Origin of the sequence: Stenotrophomonas sp. G106K1, assembly GCF_037969685.1 — a bacterium.
Lineage (GTDB): Bacteria > Pseudomonadota > Gammaproteobacteria > Xanthomonadales > Xanthomonadaceae > Stenotrophomonas > Stenotrophomonas lactitubi.
Genome location: NZ_JBBPFR010000023.1, coordinates 43,145 through 60,145, shown reverse-complemented (window position 1 = coordinate 60,145; position 17,001 = coordinate 43,145). Strand labels below are relative to the sequence as shown.

General features: G+C 65.6%; 15 protein-coding genes and 1 pseudogene. 10 read left to right on the top strand and 6 right to left on the bottom strand.

Annotated elements, in window-relative coordinates:
* The first annotated feature begins 90 nt into the window (after nt 1-90).
* The 4 genes from WKB25_RS17330 to betT all read left to right on the top strand — a co-directional run bounded on the left by WKB25_RS17330 (nt 91) and on the right by betT (nt 3,393).
* Entirely contained in the window at nt 91-444 is a 354-nt protein-coding gene (locus tag WKB25_RS17330; RefSeq protein ID WP_340571934.1) for an SMR family transporter, read from the top strand.
* Nucleotides 444-764: a multidrug efflux SMR transporter gene (locus WKB25_RS17325; protein WP_336029015.1), complete on the top strand. Its 321-nt coding sequence runs from the start codon at nt 444-446 to the stop codon at nt 762-764. The genes WKB25_RS17330 and WKB25_RS17325 overlap by 1 nt, the downstream gene beginning before the upstream one ends.
* Nucleotides 765-831: 67 nt before the next feature.
* Nucleotides 832-1,212 (top strand): VOC family protein, encoded by a 381-nt coding sequence (locus tag WKB25_RS17320; protein WP_340571933.1) that lies wholly within the window; start codon nt 832-834, stop codon nt 1,210-1,212.
* Between the two features lie 201 nt (nt 1,213-1,413).
* A complete protein-coding gene (gene betT, locus WKB25_RS17315) occupies nt 1,414-3,393 on the top strand; it encodes a choline BCCT transporter BetT (RefSeq protein WP_340571932.1) in 1,980 nt (659 codons plus the stop codon).
* A 292-nt stretch (nt 3,394-3,685) separates the two neighbouring features.
* On the opposite strand, the gene WKB25_RS17310 is transcribed toward betT, so the two are convergent.
* Nucleotides 3,686-4,180: a hypothetical protein gene (locus tag WKB25_RS17310; protein ID WP_340571931.1), complete on the bottom strand. Its 495-nt coding sequence runs from the start codon at nt 4,178-4,180 to the stop codon at nt 3,686-3,688.
* Between the two features lie 222 nt (nt 4,181-4,402).
* On the bottom strand, nt 4,403-5,380 hold the full coding sequence (locus WKB25_RS17305) for a zinc-binding dehydrogenase (protein ID WP_340571930.1): 978 nt from the start codon (nt 5,378-5,380) through the stop codon (nt 4,403-4,405).
* Nucleotides 5,381-5,861: 481 nt separating this feature from the next.
* On the opposite strand from WKB25_RS17305, the gene WKB25_RS17300 reads away from it, so the two are divergent.
* From WKB25_RS17300 to WKB25_RS17285, 4 genes are all read left to right on the top strand, one after another.
* Nucleotides 5,862-8,189, top strand: a complete 2,328-nt coding sequence (locus WKB25_RS17300; protein WP_340571944.1) for a ribonucleoside-diphosphate reductase subunit alpha — start codon at nt 5,862-5,864, stop codon at nt 8,187-8,189.
* Between the two features lie 110 nt (nt 8,190-8,299).
* Nucleotides 8,300-9,340, top strand: coding sequence for a ribonucleotide-diphosphate reductase subunit beta (locus WKB25_RS17295; protein WP_340571929.1), 1,041 nt, complete (start codon nt 8,300-8,302; stop codon nt 9,338-9,340).
* Nucleotides 9,321-9,833 carry a flavodoxin gene (locus WKB25_RS17290; protein WP_340571928.1) on the top strand — a complete coding sequence of 171 codons (513 nt, stop codon included), beginning with the start codon at nt 9,321-9,323 and terminating at the stop codon, nt 9,831-9,833. The genes WKB25_RS17295 and WKB25_RS17290 overlap by 20 nt, the downstream gene beginning before the upstream one ends.
* Nucleotides 9,805-10,131, top strand: a complete 327-nt coding sequence (locus tag WKB25_RS17285) for a thioredoxin family protein (protein ID WP_032975313.1) — start codon at nt 9,805-9,807, stop codon at nt 10,129-10,131. Before WKB25_RS17290 ends, WKB25_RS17285 begins: the two co-directional genes overlap by 29 nt.
* Nucleotides 10,132-10,224: 93 nt before the next feature.
* On the opposite strand, the gene WKB25_RS17280 is transcribed toward WKB25_RS17285, so the two are convergent.
* Complete coding sequence (locus tag WKB25_RS17280) at nt 10,225-11,556, bottom strand: Nramp family divalent metal transporter (RefSeq protein WP_340571927.1); 1,332 nt, start codon at nt 11,554-11,556, stop codon at nt 10,225-10,227.
* Between the two features lie 116 nt (nt 11,557-11,672).
* On the opposite strand from WKB25_RS17280, the gene mntR reads away from it, so the two are divergent.
* The gene (gene mntR / locus WKB25_RS17275) at nt 11,673-12,137 is read left to right on the top strand and encodes a manganese-binding transcriptional regulator MntR (RefSeq protein WP_099818714.1); all 465 of its coding nucleotides are present in this window, start codon (nt 11,673-11,675) and stop codon (nt 12,135-12,137) included.
* 153 nt (nt 12,138-12,290) lie between these two features.
* Here mntR and WKB25_RS17270 read toward each other — a convergent pair.
* The 3 genes and pseudogenes from WKB25_RS17270 to fabR form a co-directional block, all read right to left on the bottom strand.
* Nucleotides 12,291-12,824 (bottom strand): annotated as a pseudogene (locus WKB25_RS17270) (thioredoxin-like domain-containing protein); the annotation flags it as partial.
* The gene (locus WKB25_RS17265; protein ID WP_340571926.1) at nt 12,814-14,973 is read right to left on the bottom strand and encodes a TonB-dependent receptor; all 2,160 of its coding nucleotides are present in this window, start codon (nt 14,971-14,973) and stop codon (nt 12,814-12,816) included. The gene WKB25_RS17265 and the pseudogene WKB25_RS17270, both read right to left, overlap by 11 nt.
* Before the next feature lie 196 nt (nt 14,974-15,169).
* Nucleotides 15,170-15,826 (bottom strand): HTH-type transcriptional repressor FabR, encoded by a 657-nt coding sequence (gene fabR / locus WKB25_RS17260; RefSeq protein WP_033831321.1) that lies wholly within the window; start codon nt 15,824-15,826, stop codon nt 15,170-15,172.
* Between the two features lie 53 nt (nt 15,827-15,879).
* Here fabR and WKB25_RS17255 point away from each other — a divergent pair, with 53 nt between their 5' ends.
* Complete coding sequence (locus tag WKB25_RS17255) at nt 15,880-16,989, top strand: ferredoxin reductase (protein WP_340571925.1); 1,110 nt, start codon at nt 15,880-15,882, stop codon at nt 16,987-16,989.
* Nucleotides 16,990-17,001: the final 12 nt, after the last annotated feature.

Below are 17,001 nucleotides of genomic sequence, written 5' to 3'. Positions count from 1 at the left end.
CCCCTGTCTGCGGGGGCGTTCCGGATCATCCACGCACGGCGTGGATCTACTGATGACGGGGCGCGGTCCCCGTCGCGCAAGGAGCTCCACATGTCCCGTACTGTTCCCGCCCGTGGCGCCTTCGTCGCCTGGGCCTGCCTGATCGTGGCGATCGTCGCCGAAGTGGTCGGCACGTCCTTCATGGCCCATGCCGCCCGCGATGGCGGCTGGACCGGCTATCTGGTGATGGCCGCCGCGCTGGCGCTGTCCTACTACTTCCTGGCGCTGTCGGTGCGCCGCATCGCCGTCGGCGTGGCCTATGCGGTGTGGGAAGGCCTGGGTCTGACCCTGCTGACCGTGGTCGGCATCAGCGTGTTCGGTGAGAGCCTGTCGCTGCAGCAGCTGGCCGGTCTGGTGCTGGCCGTGGTCGGCATCGTCTGTGTCACCCTCGGGGAGGCGCACTGATGAACATGATGGCCCTGTTTTTCGTGATCTGCTCGGCGCTGATCGATGTGGCCGCCAACATGATGGTGGCCAGGTCCGATGGCTTCCGACGCTGGCGCTGGGGTGTCGGTGCCATCGTGCTGGTCTGGATCGCCTTCGCCCTGCTGGGCCAGGCCGTGCGCTACATGGACCTGGCCACCGCCTATGCGATGTGGGGCGCGATCGGCGTGATCGGCACGGCCACCTGTGGTCGCCTGCTGTTCGGCAACCGCCTGCGCCCGATTGGTTGGATCGGCATCGGCCTGGTCACTGCGGCGGTGCTGCTGCTCAGTACGGCGTGAGCCCCGGTTGATTGCAGCGATCAATGCAGTGGCCGACACTTGGGCCTTCCCGCAACGGAGTGCCTACATGTTCAGTCACGTCACCGTCGGAACCAACGACATGGAGGCCTCCCGCCGCTTCTACGATGCGTTGTTCACTGCCGTCGGCGGCCGCGCAGGCGTGTTCGATGACGAGGGCAAGCTGGTCTACATCAAGGATGGACGGATGTTCATGGTCATCCCACCCATCGATGGCCAGGCAGCGTGCCACGCCAACGGTGGCACCATCGGCTTTGCGCTGGCCGACCCGCAGGCGGTGCATGCCTGGCAGGAGGCGGGGGTCGCCCATGGCGGTACTGCGGTGGAAGAGCCGGCTGGCGTGCGCCAGAAGGCCGGGCGCCAGTTGTACCTGGCCTACCTGCGTGATCCGGACGGCAACAAGCTGTGCGCCGTGCATATGATGGGTTGAATCGTCGGCGCTGGACGCGGCGTGTCGTAATCGGACCAGGGTGACTCCGCTGCCCGACGCGCCCGCAGGGCCGCAGGCGCGCGCGTAGCACGGATCAGCGGGCGATCATGCCTGCGCGGTGCCACGACTTCATCCTGTGTCCACTGCTGTTCATCCAGAATCCGCCGGCTTACTTTCTGACCGATCCGGAGATGGCTGCCCATGGAAGCACTGGAGCCTCAACATCAGCCGGTGCGAACCCTGCGGCCCGTCTTCGCCTTCGCGGCGATCGTCGTCGTTGCCTTCGCACTGTTCGTCAGCCTGTTCCCGCTCGGCGCCGGTCGCCTGCTGGTCAAGGCGCAGGACTGGGCTGCACTCAACGTCGGTTGGTACTACCTGCTGGCGATGACCCTGTACCTGGTGTTCGTGGTCGGCGTGGCGTTGTCCAAGTACGGTGGCATCAAGCTCGGTGCCGACCATGACGAACCGGAGTTCAGCTACCTCTCCTGGGCCGGCATGCTGTTCGCTGCAGGCATCAGCATCACCCTGTTCTTCTTCTGCGTTTCCGAACCGCTGACCCACTACCTGCAGCCGCCACAGGGTGCTGGCGCAGCGGGTGAGGCCGGTGCACGCCAGGCGATGCAGCTGCTGTTCCTGCACTGGGGCCTGCATGGCTGGGGCGTATTCGCGCTGGCGGCGATGGCGATGGCCTATTTCGCCTACCGGCACAACCTGCCATTGGCCTTGCGCTCGGCGCTGTATCCCCTGATCGGCAAGCGCATCAACGGCCCGATCGGTTACACCGTCGATGCCTTGGGCATCGTCGCCACGGTGTTCGGCATCGGTGCGGACATGGGCTTCGGCGTGCTGCATCTCAACGCCGGCCTGTCGCACCTGTTCAATGTGCCGCACTCCAACCTTGTGCAGATCCTGCTGGTGGTGGCGATGATGGGCGCGGCCGTCGCAGTGGCGGTGTCCGGGGTGGAGAAGGGCGTGCGCTGGATGGCCAATATCAACATGCTGCTGGCGATCGCGCTGGTGCTGTTCATGCTCTGCGCCGGCCCCACCCAGTACCTGCTCAGCACGCTGATGCAGAACCTGGGCGACTACCTGGGCACCGTGGTGGGCAAGAGTTTCGACGTGTACGCCTATGGCGGCCGGCCCGAATGGCTGGGCGGCTGGACGGTGTTCTACTGGGCCTGGTGGATCGGCTGGGCGCCGTTCGTCGGCCTGTTCATCGCGCGCATCTCGCGCGGCCGCACCATCCGCGAATTCGTGTTCGGCGTGCTGCTGATTCCGCTGGGTTTCACCCTGGCGTGGCTGTCGATCTTCGGCAACAGCGCGCTGGACCAAGTGCTGCATCATGGCCAGCAGCAGTTGGCGCAGCTGGCGGTGGATGATCCACCGACGGTGTTGTATGCGTTGCTGGATGGCTACCCGTGGAGCAAGGCGGTGATCGGGGTGACCGTGCTGGTCAGCTTCATCTTCTTCGTGACGTCCGCCGATTCCGGGGCGGTGGTGCTGTCCACGCTGTCCTCGCATGGCGGCGCGCCGGAGGACGATGGCCCGCGCTGGCTGCGCGTGTTCTGGGGCACGGTGATCGCGGTGCTGACCGCAGGCCTGTTGCTGGCCGGCAGCATCGATGCGCTGAAATCAGCGGTGGTGCTGGCCTCGTTGCCCTTCTCTGCGGTGCTGCTGTTGATGATGTGGGGCTTGACCCGTGCCTTCAGTGACGAGTCGCACCGCAAGCGTGCGCAGCAGTTCAGGCCATCGCCGCTGATCGGCGATGATCGCCACCATCAGGGCTGGCGCCAGCGCTTGACCCAGGCCATGCACTTCCCGGTGCGCGACCAGGTGTACCGCTTCATGGACGACACGGTGAAACCGGCGATGGAGGCGGTGGCCGAGCAGCTGCGTGAGCAGGGCTGGGATGTGCAGACGCGCTTCGAAGCGGGCGACATGGAACTATCGGTCAACCACGGCGAGCAGCAGGATTTCCTGTACCGGGTGATCCTCAGTGGCTACCTGACCCCGTCCTTCGCCGCGCAGCAGCTGCGCAACCAGCGCTACTACCGCGCCGAAGTGCATCTGTACGAGGGCAGCCAGGACTACGATCTGGTCGGCTACAGCCGCAAGCAGATCATCAATGACATCATCAGCCAGTACGAACGCCACCTGCAGTTCCTGCACCTGAGCCGTTGATGCAGCGAGGCCGGGCATGGCCCGGCGGTTGGTGGTAGTGCCGGCCGCTGGCCGGCAACGCGAACGGGGCGGCGCATCACCGCCGCCCCTGCGGTCCGATCAGAACCGGTAACGCGCGCCCAGCGCAACGAACTGGCCGCGCAGGTTGTACTGGCTGATGTCGAAGCCGCTGGAGCCGCCGGCCGGATCGAACGGCGGGTCCTTGTGTCGGTCAGGTTCAGCACCGACAGTGACAGCGTGGTCTTTGCAATGCCCTCGTAGGTCACGTACAGGTCCAGGCGGTAGGTCGCGCTCAGCGACGCCTGCAGGCGCTCGGCGCCGGGCTGCAGGGTCTTGTGAACGGCTGCGCGTTGAAGGCGCAGGCCTGGCCGGGCAGCGTGCTGCCGAAGTCACTGTAGGCGCGCAGCTCGCTGCCATCGGGGCAGGGCGAGAACCGCTGCGGCGCACGTGGATTGGATAGCCAGTTGCCACCGGCCGTGGACCAGCCGGCCAGGCGGCCACCGGGCGTGTCGCGGAAATCGCCGTCGCGGGTGTGCACGCGCTGGTCGGCATCGAGGCGGTCGCGCTTGAGCAGATCCAGCCCGGACAGCACGTTCCAGCCCTGCTGTGCGAGGTCACCGAAGCCGGCCAGCAGGTTGGCTTTGCGCTCGTTCAAACCGTCCTGGGTGGCGGTGCCGAAGCCACCGCCGACCTCCACGCCCTGGAAATCACGGCGCCGGATGATGTTGATAGTGCCGGCGACGAGAGCCAGCGCGACCGCGCTGGAAAGCAGGGTGGTGCGATACATGGAAGCGACTGCGCCAAACGGGGGAGGGGTCGTCAGTACCGCACGCGGGTCTGTGCGCCTTCCAATGCCGAAAGCGCATTCAGTTATACATCACAGGTTCGTAACGAAAGTCATCGCCCTTGGTGGAGTGGCCTGTGCTCCGGTGGGTGCGGACCATTGGTCCGCACGCTACTGACGGGTCAGAGCCCTTTCCTTGTGGAAAGGGATCCGACCCGGAGACCATCAAGGCCGCAGAAGCACCTTGCCATTGCGACCCGAGCCAGCACCGGCCTTTGCGGCCTGGGCGACGTCGTCCAGGGCGAAGATCCGCTCCACCGGCAGGGTCAGTTCACCACCAGCCGCACGCTTCAACAACTCGCCAACCAGCCGGCGCTTGTCTTCCACCGCCATCGCCTGGCTGACCTTGCTGCCCCAGAAGCCCTTTACCGTGGCTTCCTTGTAGATCAGGCCGCCGGCGGGAATGCGCATCGGCTCGCCGCTCATCACGCCGAACGATACCAGGGTGCCGTGGTGGCCGAGCAGGTCGACCAGGTCGCCGCTGGCATCGCCACCGATGGAATCGACTGCGGCCGCAGCCTGTGCTTCGCCGGTGGCTTCGCGCACGCGATCCTTCCAGCCGTCCACCGACGTATCGAACACGTGATCGATGCCGAGCGCCTGCAACTGTGCCACCGCATCCGCATTACGCACCAGGTTTGCCACGTGCACACCGCGCGCCTTTGCCAGCATCGCCAGCGATTTGCCGACGGCACCGTTGGCGGTGTTCTGCACGATCCACTGGCCCTGCTCAACGTGCAGGAATTCCAGCAGCATCAGCGCGCTCAGCGGCATCGCGATCAGCTGTGCGGCCATCTCGTCGGGGATCGACTCCGGCATCGGGATCACCATCCGCACCGGCGCGATGAACGCTTCGGCCCAGGTGCCATGCACCGAGGCGGCGGCAACGCGCTGGCCGATCTGCAGGCCATCGACGCCGTCGCCGAGTGCATCGACCACGCCCAGTGCTTCGCTGCCACCGATCGCCGGCAACGTCGGCTTGTAGCCGTACAGGCCACGCACGGTCAGCAGGTCGTGGTTGTGGATCGAGGCCAGCACGGTGCGGATGCGCACCTCGCCGGGGCCGGGTTCGGGCAGTGCGGCGTCGGCAACCGCAAGGACGTCGGCCGGGTCGCCGAAGGAGAAGTACTGGGCAGCGCGCATGAGCGGTGTTCCGGAAAAGTTGATGTGATACCGAATTGGGGACGTGTACGCCGTCAACAAGGTGATGGCGGTGCAACACGGCATCCTGCGACCGATGGTCGCGGCATGACATGATTACTGCATCTTGTGTTGACGACCCAAGGCATCCCCACTATGTTGTGGCCGTCACTCCCGGTCAGCCGCCGCCGCCGGACATGCAGCAAACGTCCCGCGGCCCGCCCCTGAAGGCTTGCCGTGTCGACGCGGCCGCCATCGTGCGGACGCAGGTCGCCCCCACGGCCCGGATACCGGCCGCAGGCGCAGGCAGATGCCGACGACCTACGTTCCTGCACCCTGGCACTTCACCCGTTCGCCCCGCGCGCCGGTATCGCGTGCAGGGCCGCCATGGCATCGGGCGCCGACGCGCGTACGAGCCTGGAGTTCCACCACCGTGACCGACAGTACCTTCCGCGTGGCCGACCTGGCCGGCGCCGGCGACGCCATGCGCGCCAGCGGCGAGCGCGTGCCGACCTGGATCACCAAGGAGGCCGGCAATCGTCGCCTGCCCTACGATGCGGCACGCCTGTTGCGCAGCATCGACACCATCCATGCCGAGCTGCCAGAGCTGGACGTGGCCGATTACCGCCGCGTTGTGCTGGCGATGGTCGAGCGCAAGCCCAGCATCAGTGCCGATGATCTGGTGGACCTGCTGATCCGCGAAGCGGAATCGCGCGTCGATCTTGTCGCGCCCGAATGGGAACAGTTCGCCGCACGCCTGTACCTGCGCCGGCTGTACAAGCGCGCCAGCCGCAACCGCTTCTACGATGTCAGCCTGAAATACGGCTCCTACGTGGGCCTGCAGGAAAGCCTGGCCGACCGCGGTATCTACAGCAACGACATCCTGCGCTGCTATTCGAAGGAAGAGCTGCAGCAGGCCGGTGAGATGATCGACCCCGAGCGCGATCGTCTGTTCGCCTACAACGGCCTGTACCTGCTGGCCACGCGCTATCTGGCCACCGACCGCAGCCGCGAGGTGTATGAGCTGCCGCAGGAACGCTGGCTGACCATCGCCCTGTACCTGATGCAGAACGAGGGCGGGCCGGGTGAGAGCGGCCGCGTGCGCCGCATGCAGCTGGTGGGCGAGGCGTACTGGGCATTATCCAACCTGTACATGACGGTGGCCACGCCGACCCTGGCCAACGCCGGCAAGGTCGGCGGGCAGCTGTCGAGCTGCTTCATCGATACCGTCGATGACAGCCTGCAGGGCATCTATGACTCCAACACCGATATCGCCCGCGTGTCCAAGCACGGCGGCGGTGTGGGTGCGTACCTGGGATACGTGCGCAGCAGTGGCGCGCCGATCCGCGGCGTACCCAACTCGTCCGGCGGCGTCGTGCCGTGGATCAAGCAGCTCAACAACACTGCGGTGTCGGTCGACCAGCTCGGCCAGCGCAAGGGTGCAGTGGCGGTGTACCTGGACATCTGGCACCGCGACATCGAAGCCTTCATGGACCTGCGCCTGAACAACGGCGACCAGCGCCTGCGCGCGCACGATGTGTTCACCGCCGTCTGCGTGCCCGACCTGTTCATGGAAGCAGTGGAGCGCCGTGCCGACTGGTACCTGTTCGATCCGCACGAGGTGAAGCAGGCCAAGGGCTGGTACCTGCAGGATTTCTACGACGAGAAGCGTGGCCAGGGCAGCTTCCGCGACCGCTACGCCGAACTGGTGGCCGACGAACGCATCAGCCGTCGCACGGTGAAGGCGATCGACCTGTTCAAGCGGATCATGCTCAGCCAGCTGGAAACCGGCAATCCGTTCCTGTTCTACCGCGACGAAGTGAACCGGAAGAACCCGAACAAGCACGCGGGCATGGTCTATTCCAGCAACCTGTGCACCGAGATCCTGCAGAACATGAGCCCGACGCGGATGATCCAGGAGATCGTCAGCGGCGACCAGATCGTCACCACCCGTCGTGCCGGTGACTTCGTGGTCTGCAACCTGTCATCGATCAACCTCGGCCGTGCCATCACCGCCCCCGAGGATCTGCTGGCCACGGACGTGCTGGAGCGGTTGATTCCGATCCAGGTGCGCATGCTCGACAACGTGATCGACCTCAATGCACTGCCGGTGCCGCAGGCCACCATCACCAACCACAAGTACCGCGCCATCGGCCTGGGCACGTTCGGCTGGCACCACCTGCTGGCACAGCAGGCGATCCACTGGGAATCGCCCGAGGCCGAGGAACTGTCCGATCGCCTGTTCGAGCGCATCAACTTCCTGACCATCCAGGCCAGCGCGCAGCTGGCCAGGGAGAAGGGCAGCTACCCGATGTTCGCCGGCAGCGACTGGCACAACGGCAACTATTTCCGTGACCGCGATTACAGCGGCGCTGCCTGGGACAGTCTTGCGCGCGAGGTGGCGAGCAACGGCCTGCGCAACGGCTGGCTGCTGGCAGTGGCACCGAACATGAGCACTGCACAGATCGCCGGTTCCACCGCGTCGATCGATCCGATCTACAGCGCGTTCTATTACGAGGAAAAGAAAGACTTCCGGCGGCCGGTGGCTGCGCCCGGGCTGTCGCTGGAAACCTGGCCGTATTACGAAAAGGGCGCCTACAAGGTCGACCAGTTCGCCAGCGTGCGCCAGAACGCGCGCCGCCAGCGCCATGTCGACCAGTCGATCAGCTTCAACCTCTATGTGCCGAGCACGATCCGCGCCAGCACGTTGCTGGCGCTGCACATCAGTGCCTGGCGGGCAGGGTTGAAGACCACCTACTACGTGCGCTCCAACGACATCGACATCAGCGAATGCGAGTGGTGCTCGAGCTGATCGCTGCGCCCCCTGTAGAGCCGAGCCTACGCTCGGCTCAGGCGCGAAGAGCAGCCGAGCATGGGCTCGGCTCTACATCCGCAACGCATGCAATACGAAGGCAGAAGACCATGGCAACCCCGCTCGACCGCATCAGGATCCTCGAACCGCGCCACCCCAACCGCAGCACCGGCATCATCAACGGCCGCACCAGCGGCATCCTGAACTGGAACGACATTCCCTACCCGTCGTTCTATCGCGCCTACAAGGAACTGTCGACCAACTTCTGGATCCCCGACGAGGTGGACATGAAGGTGGATGCACGCCAGTACGGCGAGCTCAACGCGCGCGAGAAGAACGCCTACGATTCCATCATCGGCCTGCTGGCTACACTTGATTCGCCGCAGACGCGTTTCATCTACAACGTCGCCGAGTACATCACCGACCCGGCCGCGCACGCCAACGCGGCGATCATCGGCCAGCAGGAAGTGATCCACAACGAAAGCTACAGCTACGTGCTGGCCTCGATCACTGACCTGCCGAACCAGAACCGCATCTTCGAGATCGCCCGTACCCACCCGACCATCATCAAGCGCAACGCGCCGATCATGGGGGCCTACGACGACTTCATGCGCGAGAAGACCGCCGAAACCCTGCTGAAGTCGCTGATCCAGTCCTCGATCCTGGAAGGCATCAACTTCTATTCCGGCTTCGCGTACTTCTACAACATGGTGCGGCAGAACCGCATGAACGGCACCGGAAAGATCATCAGCTTCATCAACCGTGACGAACTGGCCCACACCAAGTTCATCAGCGAGCTGATCCGCGCCATCATCGGCGAGAACCCGGAGTTGCAGACCAACGAACTGACCGCCTACGTGCACCAGTCGTTCGAACATGCCATCGAGCTGGAAACCCAATGGTCGGCGGAGGTGCTGGATGGCATCGATGGCATCGACGTGGACGAGATGGTGCGCTACGTGAAGTACCGCGCCAACAAGATGGCCGGCATGCTCGGCATCGAGCGCCTGTACAGCGATACCACCGACAACGTGATGCCGTGGATCAAGGCCTACGCCGACAACTTCACCGAGACCAAGACCGACTTCTTCGAGATGCGCAATGCAAGCTACAAGAAGACCAACGTCGACAATGGCTTCGACGACCTCTGAGCACGGCCCGGCGCTGCGCATCCTGATCGTGGTGGCGTCGCTCAGTGGCAACACCCGTGAGCTCGGCCGCCACATCGCCGAGCGTTGCCGGGCCGCAGGCCACGCCGTGCACTGGCAGGACGCCGACGACCCGCGACAGTGCCCGCCGCTGCCGGTGGACGAGGCCGACCTGGTGCTGCTCGGTTGCTGGACCGACAACGCCGGGCGCACGCCGTCGGAGATGAAGGCCTGGGTGGCAGGCATCGCCGAACGCGGCCAGCGACCACGCCAGGTGGCGGTGTTCGGTACCGGCGAAACGCAGTGGGGGCAGGAGTATTACTGCGGTGCGGTGCACCGGCTGATCCGCTATTTCCACAGCGGCTACCCGCCGCTGGAGATCGAACAGATGCCCCATGGCCGGCGGCATGCCACGACCATCAACCGCTGGACCGATGCGGTCCTGGATCATTACTGGAGTACCACCGATGCAGATCATCGACGCCACCACGCCTGAGCAGTTCCAGCAGTTGCTGGCCGACCATCCACGCGTGCTGGTGGACTTCCACAAGGACCAGTGCCCGGGGTGCCGGATGCTGGACATGTCGCTGCAGCGGGTGGCCAGCGGCACTGCAGGGCAGGGCACGACCCTGCTGCGGGTGCAGCTGGAAGTGGTGGGTGAGGCGTTCTTCCGCGAGCTGGGGCTGCGGCAGACCCCCACGCTGTCGCTGTTCCTGGACGGTGACGAACGCATGCGCATGCCGGGTTTCCAGTCGCCGCAGCAGATCGAAGCGGCGATTGCGGAGTTCCTGTAGCCCCGGTCATGCCACATCCACGCATGGCGTGGATCTACTGCACGTCGCCATCGGTAGCGCCGGGCCACGCCTGGCGGACTTCCAGCGCGCGGATCAACCGCCAGCGAACGTATCCACCAGCAGCTTCACGTTCAGCACCACGATCACCAGCGCGATCACCCAGGCGATGCTTCCCAGCCAGCGCGGTGCCACCAGCGCGCCCATCGTCATCTTGTCGGTCACGATCCGTACCAGCGGAATGATCGCGAACGGCAGCTGCATCGACAGCACCACCTGGCTCAGCACCAGCAGCTTCACCGCGCCCTGGTCGCCGAACAGCATGATGACCACCACCACCGGGATGATGGCCAGCGCGCGGGTGATCAAGCGCCGCAACCATGGCGGCAGGCGCAGGCGCAGGAACCCTTCCATCACGATCTGCCCGGCCAGTGTCGCCGTCACCGTGGAGTTCAGGCCGGACGCGAGCAGCGCCACGGCAAACAATGTCGAGGCGAGGCCCACGCCCAGCATCGGTGCCAGCAACTGGTGCGCCTGCTCGATGTCTTCCACATCGAAGCGGCCATTGGCATGGAATACCGACGCCGCCAGGATCAGGATGCTGGCGTTGATGAACAGTGCCAGGGTCAAGGCGACGGTGCTGTCGGCCACCGCCCAGCGCAGCGCGCTGCGACGGCCTTCATTTGTGCGTGGATAAGCACGGGTCTGCACGATGGACGAATGCAGGTACAGGTTGTGCGGCATCACCGTGGCACCGATGATGCCGATGGCGATGTACAGCGCATGCGGATCGGTGACCACCTGGGCGCGCGGAACGAAACCACCCAGCACCTGCATCACCGGCGGCGCGGCCAGCGCGATCTGCACCATGAAGCAGCCGAAGATCACCATCAGCAGTGCGATCACGAAGGCTTCCAGTGCGCGGAAACCGCGGTTCATCAACAGCAGCACCAGCAGCGTGTCCAGCGCGGTGATCACCGCGCCCCACAGCAATGGCAGGTCGAACAACAGTTTCAGGGCAATGGCCGTGCCGATCACTTCGGCCAGGTCGCAGGCGATGATCGCCGCTTCGCACAGCGCCCACAGCGCCAGGTTCACCGGCTTGGGGTAGCGCGCACGGCAGGCCTGTGCCAGGTCCATGCCGGTGGCGATGCCCAGCCGTGCCGACAACGCCTGCAGGATCACCGCCATCAGGTTGGAGATCAGGATGACCGACAGCAGCAGATAGCCGAAGCGCGAGCCGCCTGCCAGATCGGTGGCCCAGTTGCCCGGGTCCATGTAACCGACCGACACCATGTAGCCTGGGCCAAGGAAGGCCAGCAGCCGGAACCACCAATGGCCTTTGTCGGGTACGGCAATCGAGGCGTTGAGCGCACCCAGGCTGGCCGGAGTGGAGGCGGCAGAATCGGTGGGTGCAACGGTGTTCATGGCTGTCAATATAGCCACTGCTATATCGCATAGCAATGTGAAACAATCGTCTTTACTGCGTCACTGGTCCAGAATTCAGGTTCGCACCCGATGACAACTGCAGGACAGGCACACGCGTGGGCAAGACGGACGATTCGACATCGCTGAAAAGCACCCCCTTGATCGAGGCCGAGCGCCAGGTCGAGAGCTTCCGGCAAGTGCGCGAGGCACACCGGATGGAGCTGGTGGAGGACTATGTCGAGCTGATCTCCGACCTGTTGGCCGATGGCGGTGAGGCCCGCCAGGTCGACATCGCTACCCGCCTGGGCGTGGCCCAGCCGACGGTGGCGAAAATGCTGCGACGGCTGGCCCGTGACGGTTGGGTGGTGCAGCGCCCGTACCGCGGCGTGTTCCTGACCCCCGAGGGCGAGGCGTTGGCCCATGCCAGCCGCCAGCGCCACCAGACGGTGGAGCGCTTCCTGCTGGCGCTGGGCGTGGACCCGGATACCGCGCGGCGTGATGCCGAGGGCATCGAGCATCACGTCAGTGAACAGACACTGGCCTTGTTCGACGCATTCGTACGCAAGGCCGAGGGAGGTTGAGTCGCGGTTTCTGTACTGCTGTTCGCGCGGTATGGAATGAGTGCATCCACGCATGGCGTGGATCTACTCGCGGAATCTGCTTTCTGTAGAGCCGAGCCATGCTCGGCTGCTGTTCGCGCGGTGATGAAATGAGTCGGGCATGGCTCGACTCTGCAATTCAGGCGGGCAGCGCGCCTGTTCCTGCGCACACGCCCGCTTCCTCCATTCCTGCAATACCGGTTGCAGCCCGCCGTAGTGGCGCCCCTGCCAACCATTGGCCAGCACCGTGCCCTGCGCATCGATCAGCACCAGGTTGGGCGGGGCCGGGCCGGCCAACGCCTGCAGCGCCGGCATGCGCTTCGCCCGACGCGGGTCCAGCACCGGCCACGGCATGTCCTGCAGCTGCATGTAGCGCCGCAACGCCGCCTCGCTTTCATCCAGGCTGACATACACCACTTCGGTATCGGCGCCGGCCTCGCGCAGCGCGTCGCGCACGCTGCGCAGGGTCGGCACGAAGGCTTGGCAGGGCGCGCACCAGTCGGCACCGAAGTACAGCGCGATCAGCTTTGGCGGTGGCGACCACTGCACCGGCCGCAGGGAACGTGGCTCGGGCCGCATCAGCGACGCGGAGACCTGCGCGTGCAGGTCGGCCGCCGCCGCCGGCGATGCCAGTGCCAACAGCAGTGCGGGCAGCCACCTAGAACGCATAACGCAGGTTCACGTACCACGAGCGGGCGAAACGCGGACCGTACACGTAGTCGCTGTCGCGCAGCGCGCCGCTTTCCAGATCCTTCTGCCGCTGGTCGAACACGTTCTTTACCCCGGCCGCCACCGACACTTCCTGCTGTGCCTGCGCGCCCAGGTGGCGATGCCAGCGCGTGCCGAGATCGGTGACCAGGAAGGCTCGGGTGCGGTGCAGTTCGCCCAGCCGGTTGTTGAGCACCGGCATCGATCCGGTGTGGCGCAGCGCCAGGAACGTCTCCCAGGGTTCGGCCGGCATCCAGCTGAACTGGGCCACGCCGGTCCAGCGCGGCGTCTTCAGGTAGTCGCGGCTGTCGAGCACCGTATCGCCGCCGTCGGCGGTGTCATCGAAGATGCGTTGCGGCGCGCGGAACTGCGAGCGGTACCACGACGCACCGGCCGTCAGCCGCCATTGCGCAGAGGGCTGCCAGCCGATGTTGGTTTCCATGCCCAGTACGTTCGACCCGGACGCGTTGTAGCGCAGTTGTGTCAGCTGGCCATCATCGCCGCGCTGGATCTCGCCCAGCGCGAAGGTGTCACGGATGCGTGCGTAGGACGCGGTGGCATCCCAGCTCCATACCGGGTCGGCCGGGTCGGAGCGCCAGTCGAACCCGAACAGGGTGGTCAGCGCGCGCTCCTCCTTCAGGCCACGGGTATTGCGCACGCGCACCTGCTCGCCACCGAGTGTATCGACGTGGACATCCTCGACGAAGATCTCCGGCGCACGGAAGCCGGTGGCGATGCCCGCACGCCATTTCAGCCGGGGTGTCGCCTGCCAGGCGAGGGCGATACGCGGTGAGAACACGGCGTTGTCCAGTTCCGAACTCTTGTCCACGCGCGCACCCAGCACCAGGTCGACATCATCGCGTACGCTCCATTCGTCCTGCACGAACGCGCCGAGGTTGTGGAACGTAGCGTCCTCGAGCACGGCCAGGCGCTGGCCGGCGCCATCGCGGTTGTCGTCACGCAGGCCCTCATGCTTGTACTGCACGCCGAACGCAAGCGTGTGTGCACCCAGCCGCCAGTTCAACTGGCTGTCGATGTAGTGCAGCGGGTTGTGGGTGCGCCCGTACTGGCGCCACGAGCGTGATGCGGCACTGCCGGGCACGTTCGGGTCCAGCTGCGAAGGATCGTAGCCGGGCGCCGATGGATCGGTGACCACATCGCCAAGACCGCCATAGAAGCTGTCGCGGTCGATGTCGGCGAAGGCGTAGGCCAGACGGAAGTCGACGTCGCTGTTCACTTCCTGGTCCCATGACAGGCTGCCGCGACGGTAGTTCGTATCCAGAGATTCGGCGATGTTGGCCAGGTGTTCGGGCTGGTCGAGGCGATTGCCCCCGCGGCGGCTCTCATCGGTCACCTGCAGGTCCAGCCGCAGGCGCGTGCCCGGATTCGGTGCATACCAGGCCTGCAGGCCACCGACCTTGAGATTCTTGCGGGTGATTTCGGTGTAGCCGTCGCCGTTGTAGTCGATACCGCTGTTCCAGTTGCGCTGGGCGATCACCGACAGTCCGGCATCGGCTTCGCTGGCGACCAGATCCAGACGCACGTCGGCGTTCTTCTGCGGCGTGCCCTTCATCACATCCACGCCGGCCTGCACATGGCCTCCGCTGCGTGCAGGCAGCGGAGGAATCAGGTTGATGACACCGGCCACCGCGCCCGGGCCATACAGCGACGACCCACCGCCCTTGACCACTTCGATGCGGTCGACGAAGCCGGCGGGAATCTGTTCAAGCCCGTACACGCTGCCCAGCGTGGACAGCAGTGGAATGCCATCGAACAGCAGCTGGTTGTAGGCACCGGGAAGGCCCAGCAGCTGTACTTCGCTGGTGTTGCAGTTCTGGCAATTGCTTTCCACCCGCAGGCCGTTGATCAGCTCCACCGCGCGGGAGAAGTCGGTGGCCGCGCGCAGGGCGATGTCTTCCTTGCGCAGTACTTCGGTGCGGATCGGCACGTCCGACAGCAGGCGTTCGCTGCGCGTGGCGGTGCTGACTTTCACCTGCACCCGGTCCAGCTCGGTAGGCGAGGGCGGTGCAGCGACTGCGGCCAGTGGCAGGGCGGTGGCGATACCAGCAGCCAGTGGCAGCCGGCGGAGAAGGGGGGCAGCAATGCGCATGAGGGCGTCGTCCTTGGGGAGGGAGGGCGGCGAGGGCGACCTGGCTGGCGCACATGAAAGCAGAAGCTCATCAATATAGCAATTGCTATATCGTCGTTTCAGCTCGCGGCGGAACCGTGGTCTTTACTCGAATACGAATGTTATAACATTACGTAATACGCACGGGAGCGTGCCGGTGGTCATGCACCGGAAGGGGTCAGCCGCGGCGGAAGGCGGCGGGAGTGCGCGCGCCGACGATGATCATGCGGATCATCGTGGAGATCTGTTCGACCAGTTCCGGGTCGTTCTCCGGGGGCTGGTCCATGGCCGAAGCGCCCATTGCAAACACCAGCCGGGTGATCGCCATCGACACCAGTTCCGGCTTGTACAGCACCGCGCCGTCCAATGCGGCCAAGCGCACCAGGTCGTGCTGCAGCTCTTCTTCGAAGTAATGCAGTTCGCGTTCGACCGCGTGCTTGAAATCGTCCGAGCCGACCGCGCCTTCGCGCAACAGCACGTGCAGCAGCTTGTCGTCGGCGCGCAGCTGTTCCATGAAGGTTTCCACCGACACGCGCACCACGCTGGTGGCGCTGGACGTAGCGCGCTGGCGGGCTTCGCCGATGATGGTGCGCAGTGAGCGGCCAGCGACGTCGATCAGGGCGACGGCCAGTTCGTCCATGTCGCGGAACTGTCGGTAGAAGCTGTTGGGTGCGATGCCGGCCTCGCGCGCGACTTCGCGCAGGCTGAGGGTGGACAGGCTGCGATGCGGGCCGATCAGTTTCAACGCGGCGGCCAACAGATCCTCGCGGCTCACCGTACGGCGGGCCGGGCTGTTGGCATCTTCAGGCGGAGACAGAACGGTGGCGGCGGCCATGGCACTTCCGGAGGGGCAAGGCTGAATCATACCCAATCCGGTGCAATATACACATGTATACACAGCTGTGTGTGCGGCCGTATAGTGCGCCCATGAGCGCTGTCGTCCGACCTTCCCTGCTTTCTCCGTACCGCTGGCTGTCGCCGTCGCTGTTCGACTTCTGGGCGGGCCAGCTGAATCCGTTGTGGACCCTGCGGGAGCCGATGGCCCGCCTGGTACGGCGCGAGCCGGCCGGCGAGGGCGCCGCGACCCTGGTCCTGCGCTGCAACCGGCACTGGGCCGGGATGCGTGCCGGCCAGCACGTCACCCTCGGCGTTGAGCTTGAGGGGCGTGTATTGCGCCGCAGCTACAGCCCGACCCGCCTGGGCCGACGCGAGCTGGCCATTACCGTCAAGGCGGTGGAAGGCGGCAAGGTCAGCCAGCATCTGGTCGCACATGCCAAGCCGGGCGACCTGTTCCGGCTGGACGCGGCCTTCGGTGATTTCCACATGCCTGCCGCAGCGCCGGTATTGCTGCTGGCAGCTGGTAGTGGCATCACGCCCATGCGCAGCCTGCTGCGCGACGCCTGCCAGCGCCCGCTGGCTGCGCCGGTCGATCTGTTCTACTGGGAGCGCAGCACCGCAGCGTTCCAGTTCCGCGATGAACTGCTGGCGCTGGCTGCGGCGCATCCGAACCTGCGCGTGCACCTGCTGACCACCCGCGAAGGCAACGTGCCGGCTGCGCGTATCGACAGCCACACGCTGGCCGTGGCCGGTGACGACACTCCGCTGGCGCAGCGCCATGTACTGGCCTGCGGTCCGGACGGCTTCGTTGCAGCCGCGCGCGCGCGGCTGGCCCAGCAGGTGGCCGGTTTCCAGGCTGAAGCCTTTACTCCACCCGCAGCACTCAGTGATGCCGACAGCCTGGGTGAGGTCGCATTGACCCTGGCCCGCAGCGGCCGGCGGCTGACCGTGCCGCGTGGCCGCTCGCTGCTGGAAAGCCTGGAGGCGCAGGGCATCGCGCCCAAGCACGGCTGCCGCATGGGCATCTGCAACAGCTGCACCTGTGAACGCGTCAGTGGCACCACCCGCCACCTGCGCACCGGCGATACCCAGTCCGAAACGGCCGTGCCGGTGCGGATCTGCGTGAGCGCGCCGACCACCGACCTGACCCTGGATCTCTGAGGACCCCGCTGC

What these genes read in the sequence shown, in the direction of transcription:
- WKB25_RS17330 (WP_340571934.1), top strand. Translation starts at nt 91, where the DNA reads ATGTCCCGTACTGTTCCCGCCCGTGGCGCCTTCGTCGCCTGGGCCTGC.
- WKB25_RS17325 (WP_336029015.1), top strand. Translation starts at nt 444, where the DNA reads ATGAACATGATGGCCCTGTTTTTCGTGATCTGCTCGGCGCTGATCGAT.
- WKB25_RS17320 (WP_340571933.1), top strand. Translation starts at nt 832, where the DNA reads ATGTTCAGTCACGTCACCGTCGGAACCAACGACATGGAGGCCTCCCGC.
- betT (WP_340571932.1), top strand. Translation starts at nt 1,414, where the DNA reads ATGGAAGCACTGGAGCCTCAACATCAGCCGGTGCGAACCCTGCGGCCC.
- WKB25_RS17310 (WP_340571931.1), bottom strand. Translation starts at nt 4,180, where the DNA reads ATGTATCGCACCACCCTGCTTTCCAGCGCGGTCGCGCTGGCTCTCGTC.
- WKB25_RS17305 (WP_340571930.1), bottom strand. Translation starts at nt 5,380, where the DNA reads ATGCGCGCTGCCCAGTACTTCTCCTTCGGCGACCCGGCCGACGTCCTT.
- WKB25_RS17300 (WP_340571944.1), top strand. Translation starts at nt 5,862, where the DNA reads ATGCGCGCCAGCGGCGAGCGCGTGCCGACCTGGATCACCAAGGAGGCC.
- WKB25_RS17295 (WP_340571929.1), top strand. Translation starts at nt 8,300, where the DNA reads ATGGCAACCCCGCTCGACCGCATCAGGATCCTCGAACCGCGCCACCCC.
- WKB25_RS17290 (WP_340571928.1), top strand. Translation starts at nt 9,321, where the DNA reads ATGGCTTCGACGACCTCTGAGCACGGCCCGGCGCTGCGCATCCTGATC.
- WKB25_RS17285 (WP_032975313.1), top strand. Translation starts at nt 9,805, where the DNA reads ATGCAGATCATCGACGCCACCACGCCTGAGCAGTTCCAGCAGTTGCTG.
- WKB25_RS17280 (WP_340571927.1), bottom strand. Translation starts at nt 11,556, where the DNA reads ATGAACACCGTTGCACCCACCGATTCTGCCGCCTCCACTCCGGCCAGC.
- WKB25_RS17265 (WP_340571926.1), bottom strand. Translation starts at nt 14,973, where the DNA reads ATGCGCATTGCTGCCCCCCTTCTCCGCCGGCTGCCACTGGCTGCTGGT.
- fabR (WP_033831321.1), bottom strand. Translation starts at nt 15,826, where the DNA reads ATGGCCGCCGCCACCGTTCTGTCTCCGCCTGAAGATGCCAACAGCCCG.
- WKB25_RS17255 (WP_340571925.1), top strand. Translation starts at nt 15,880, where the DNA reads ATGTATACACAGCTGTGTGTGCGGCCGTATAGTGCGCCCATGAGCGCT.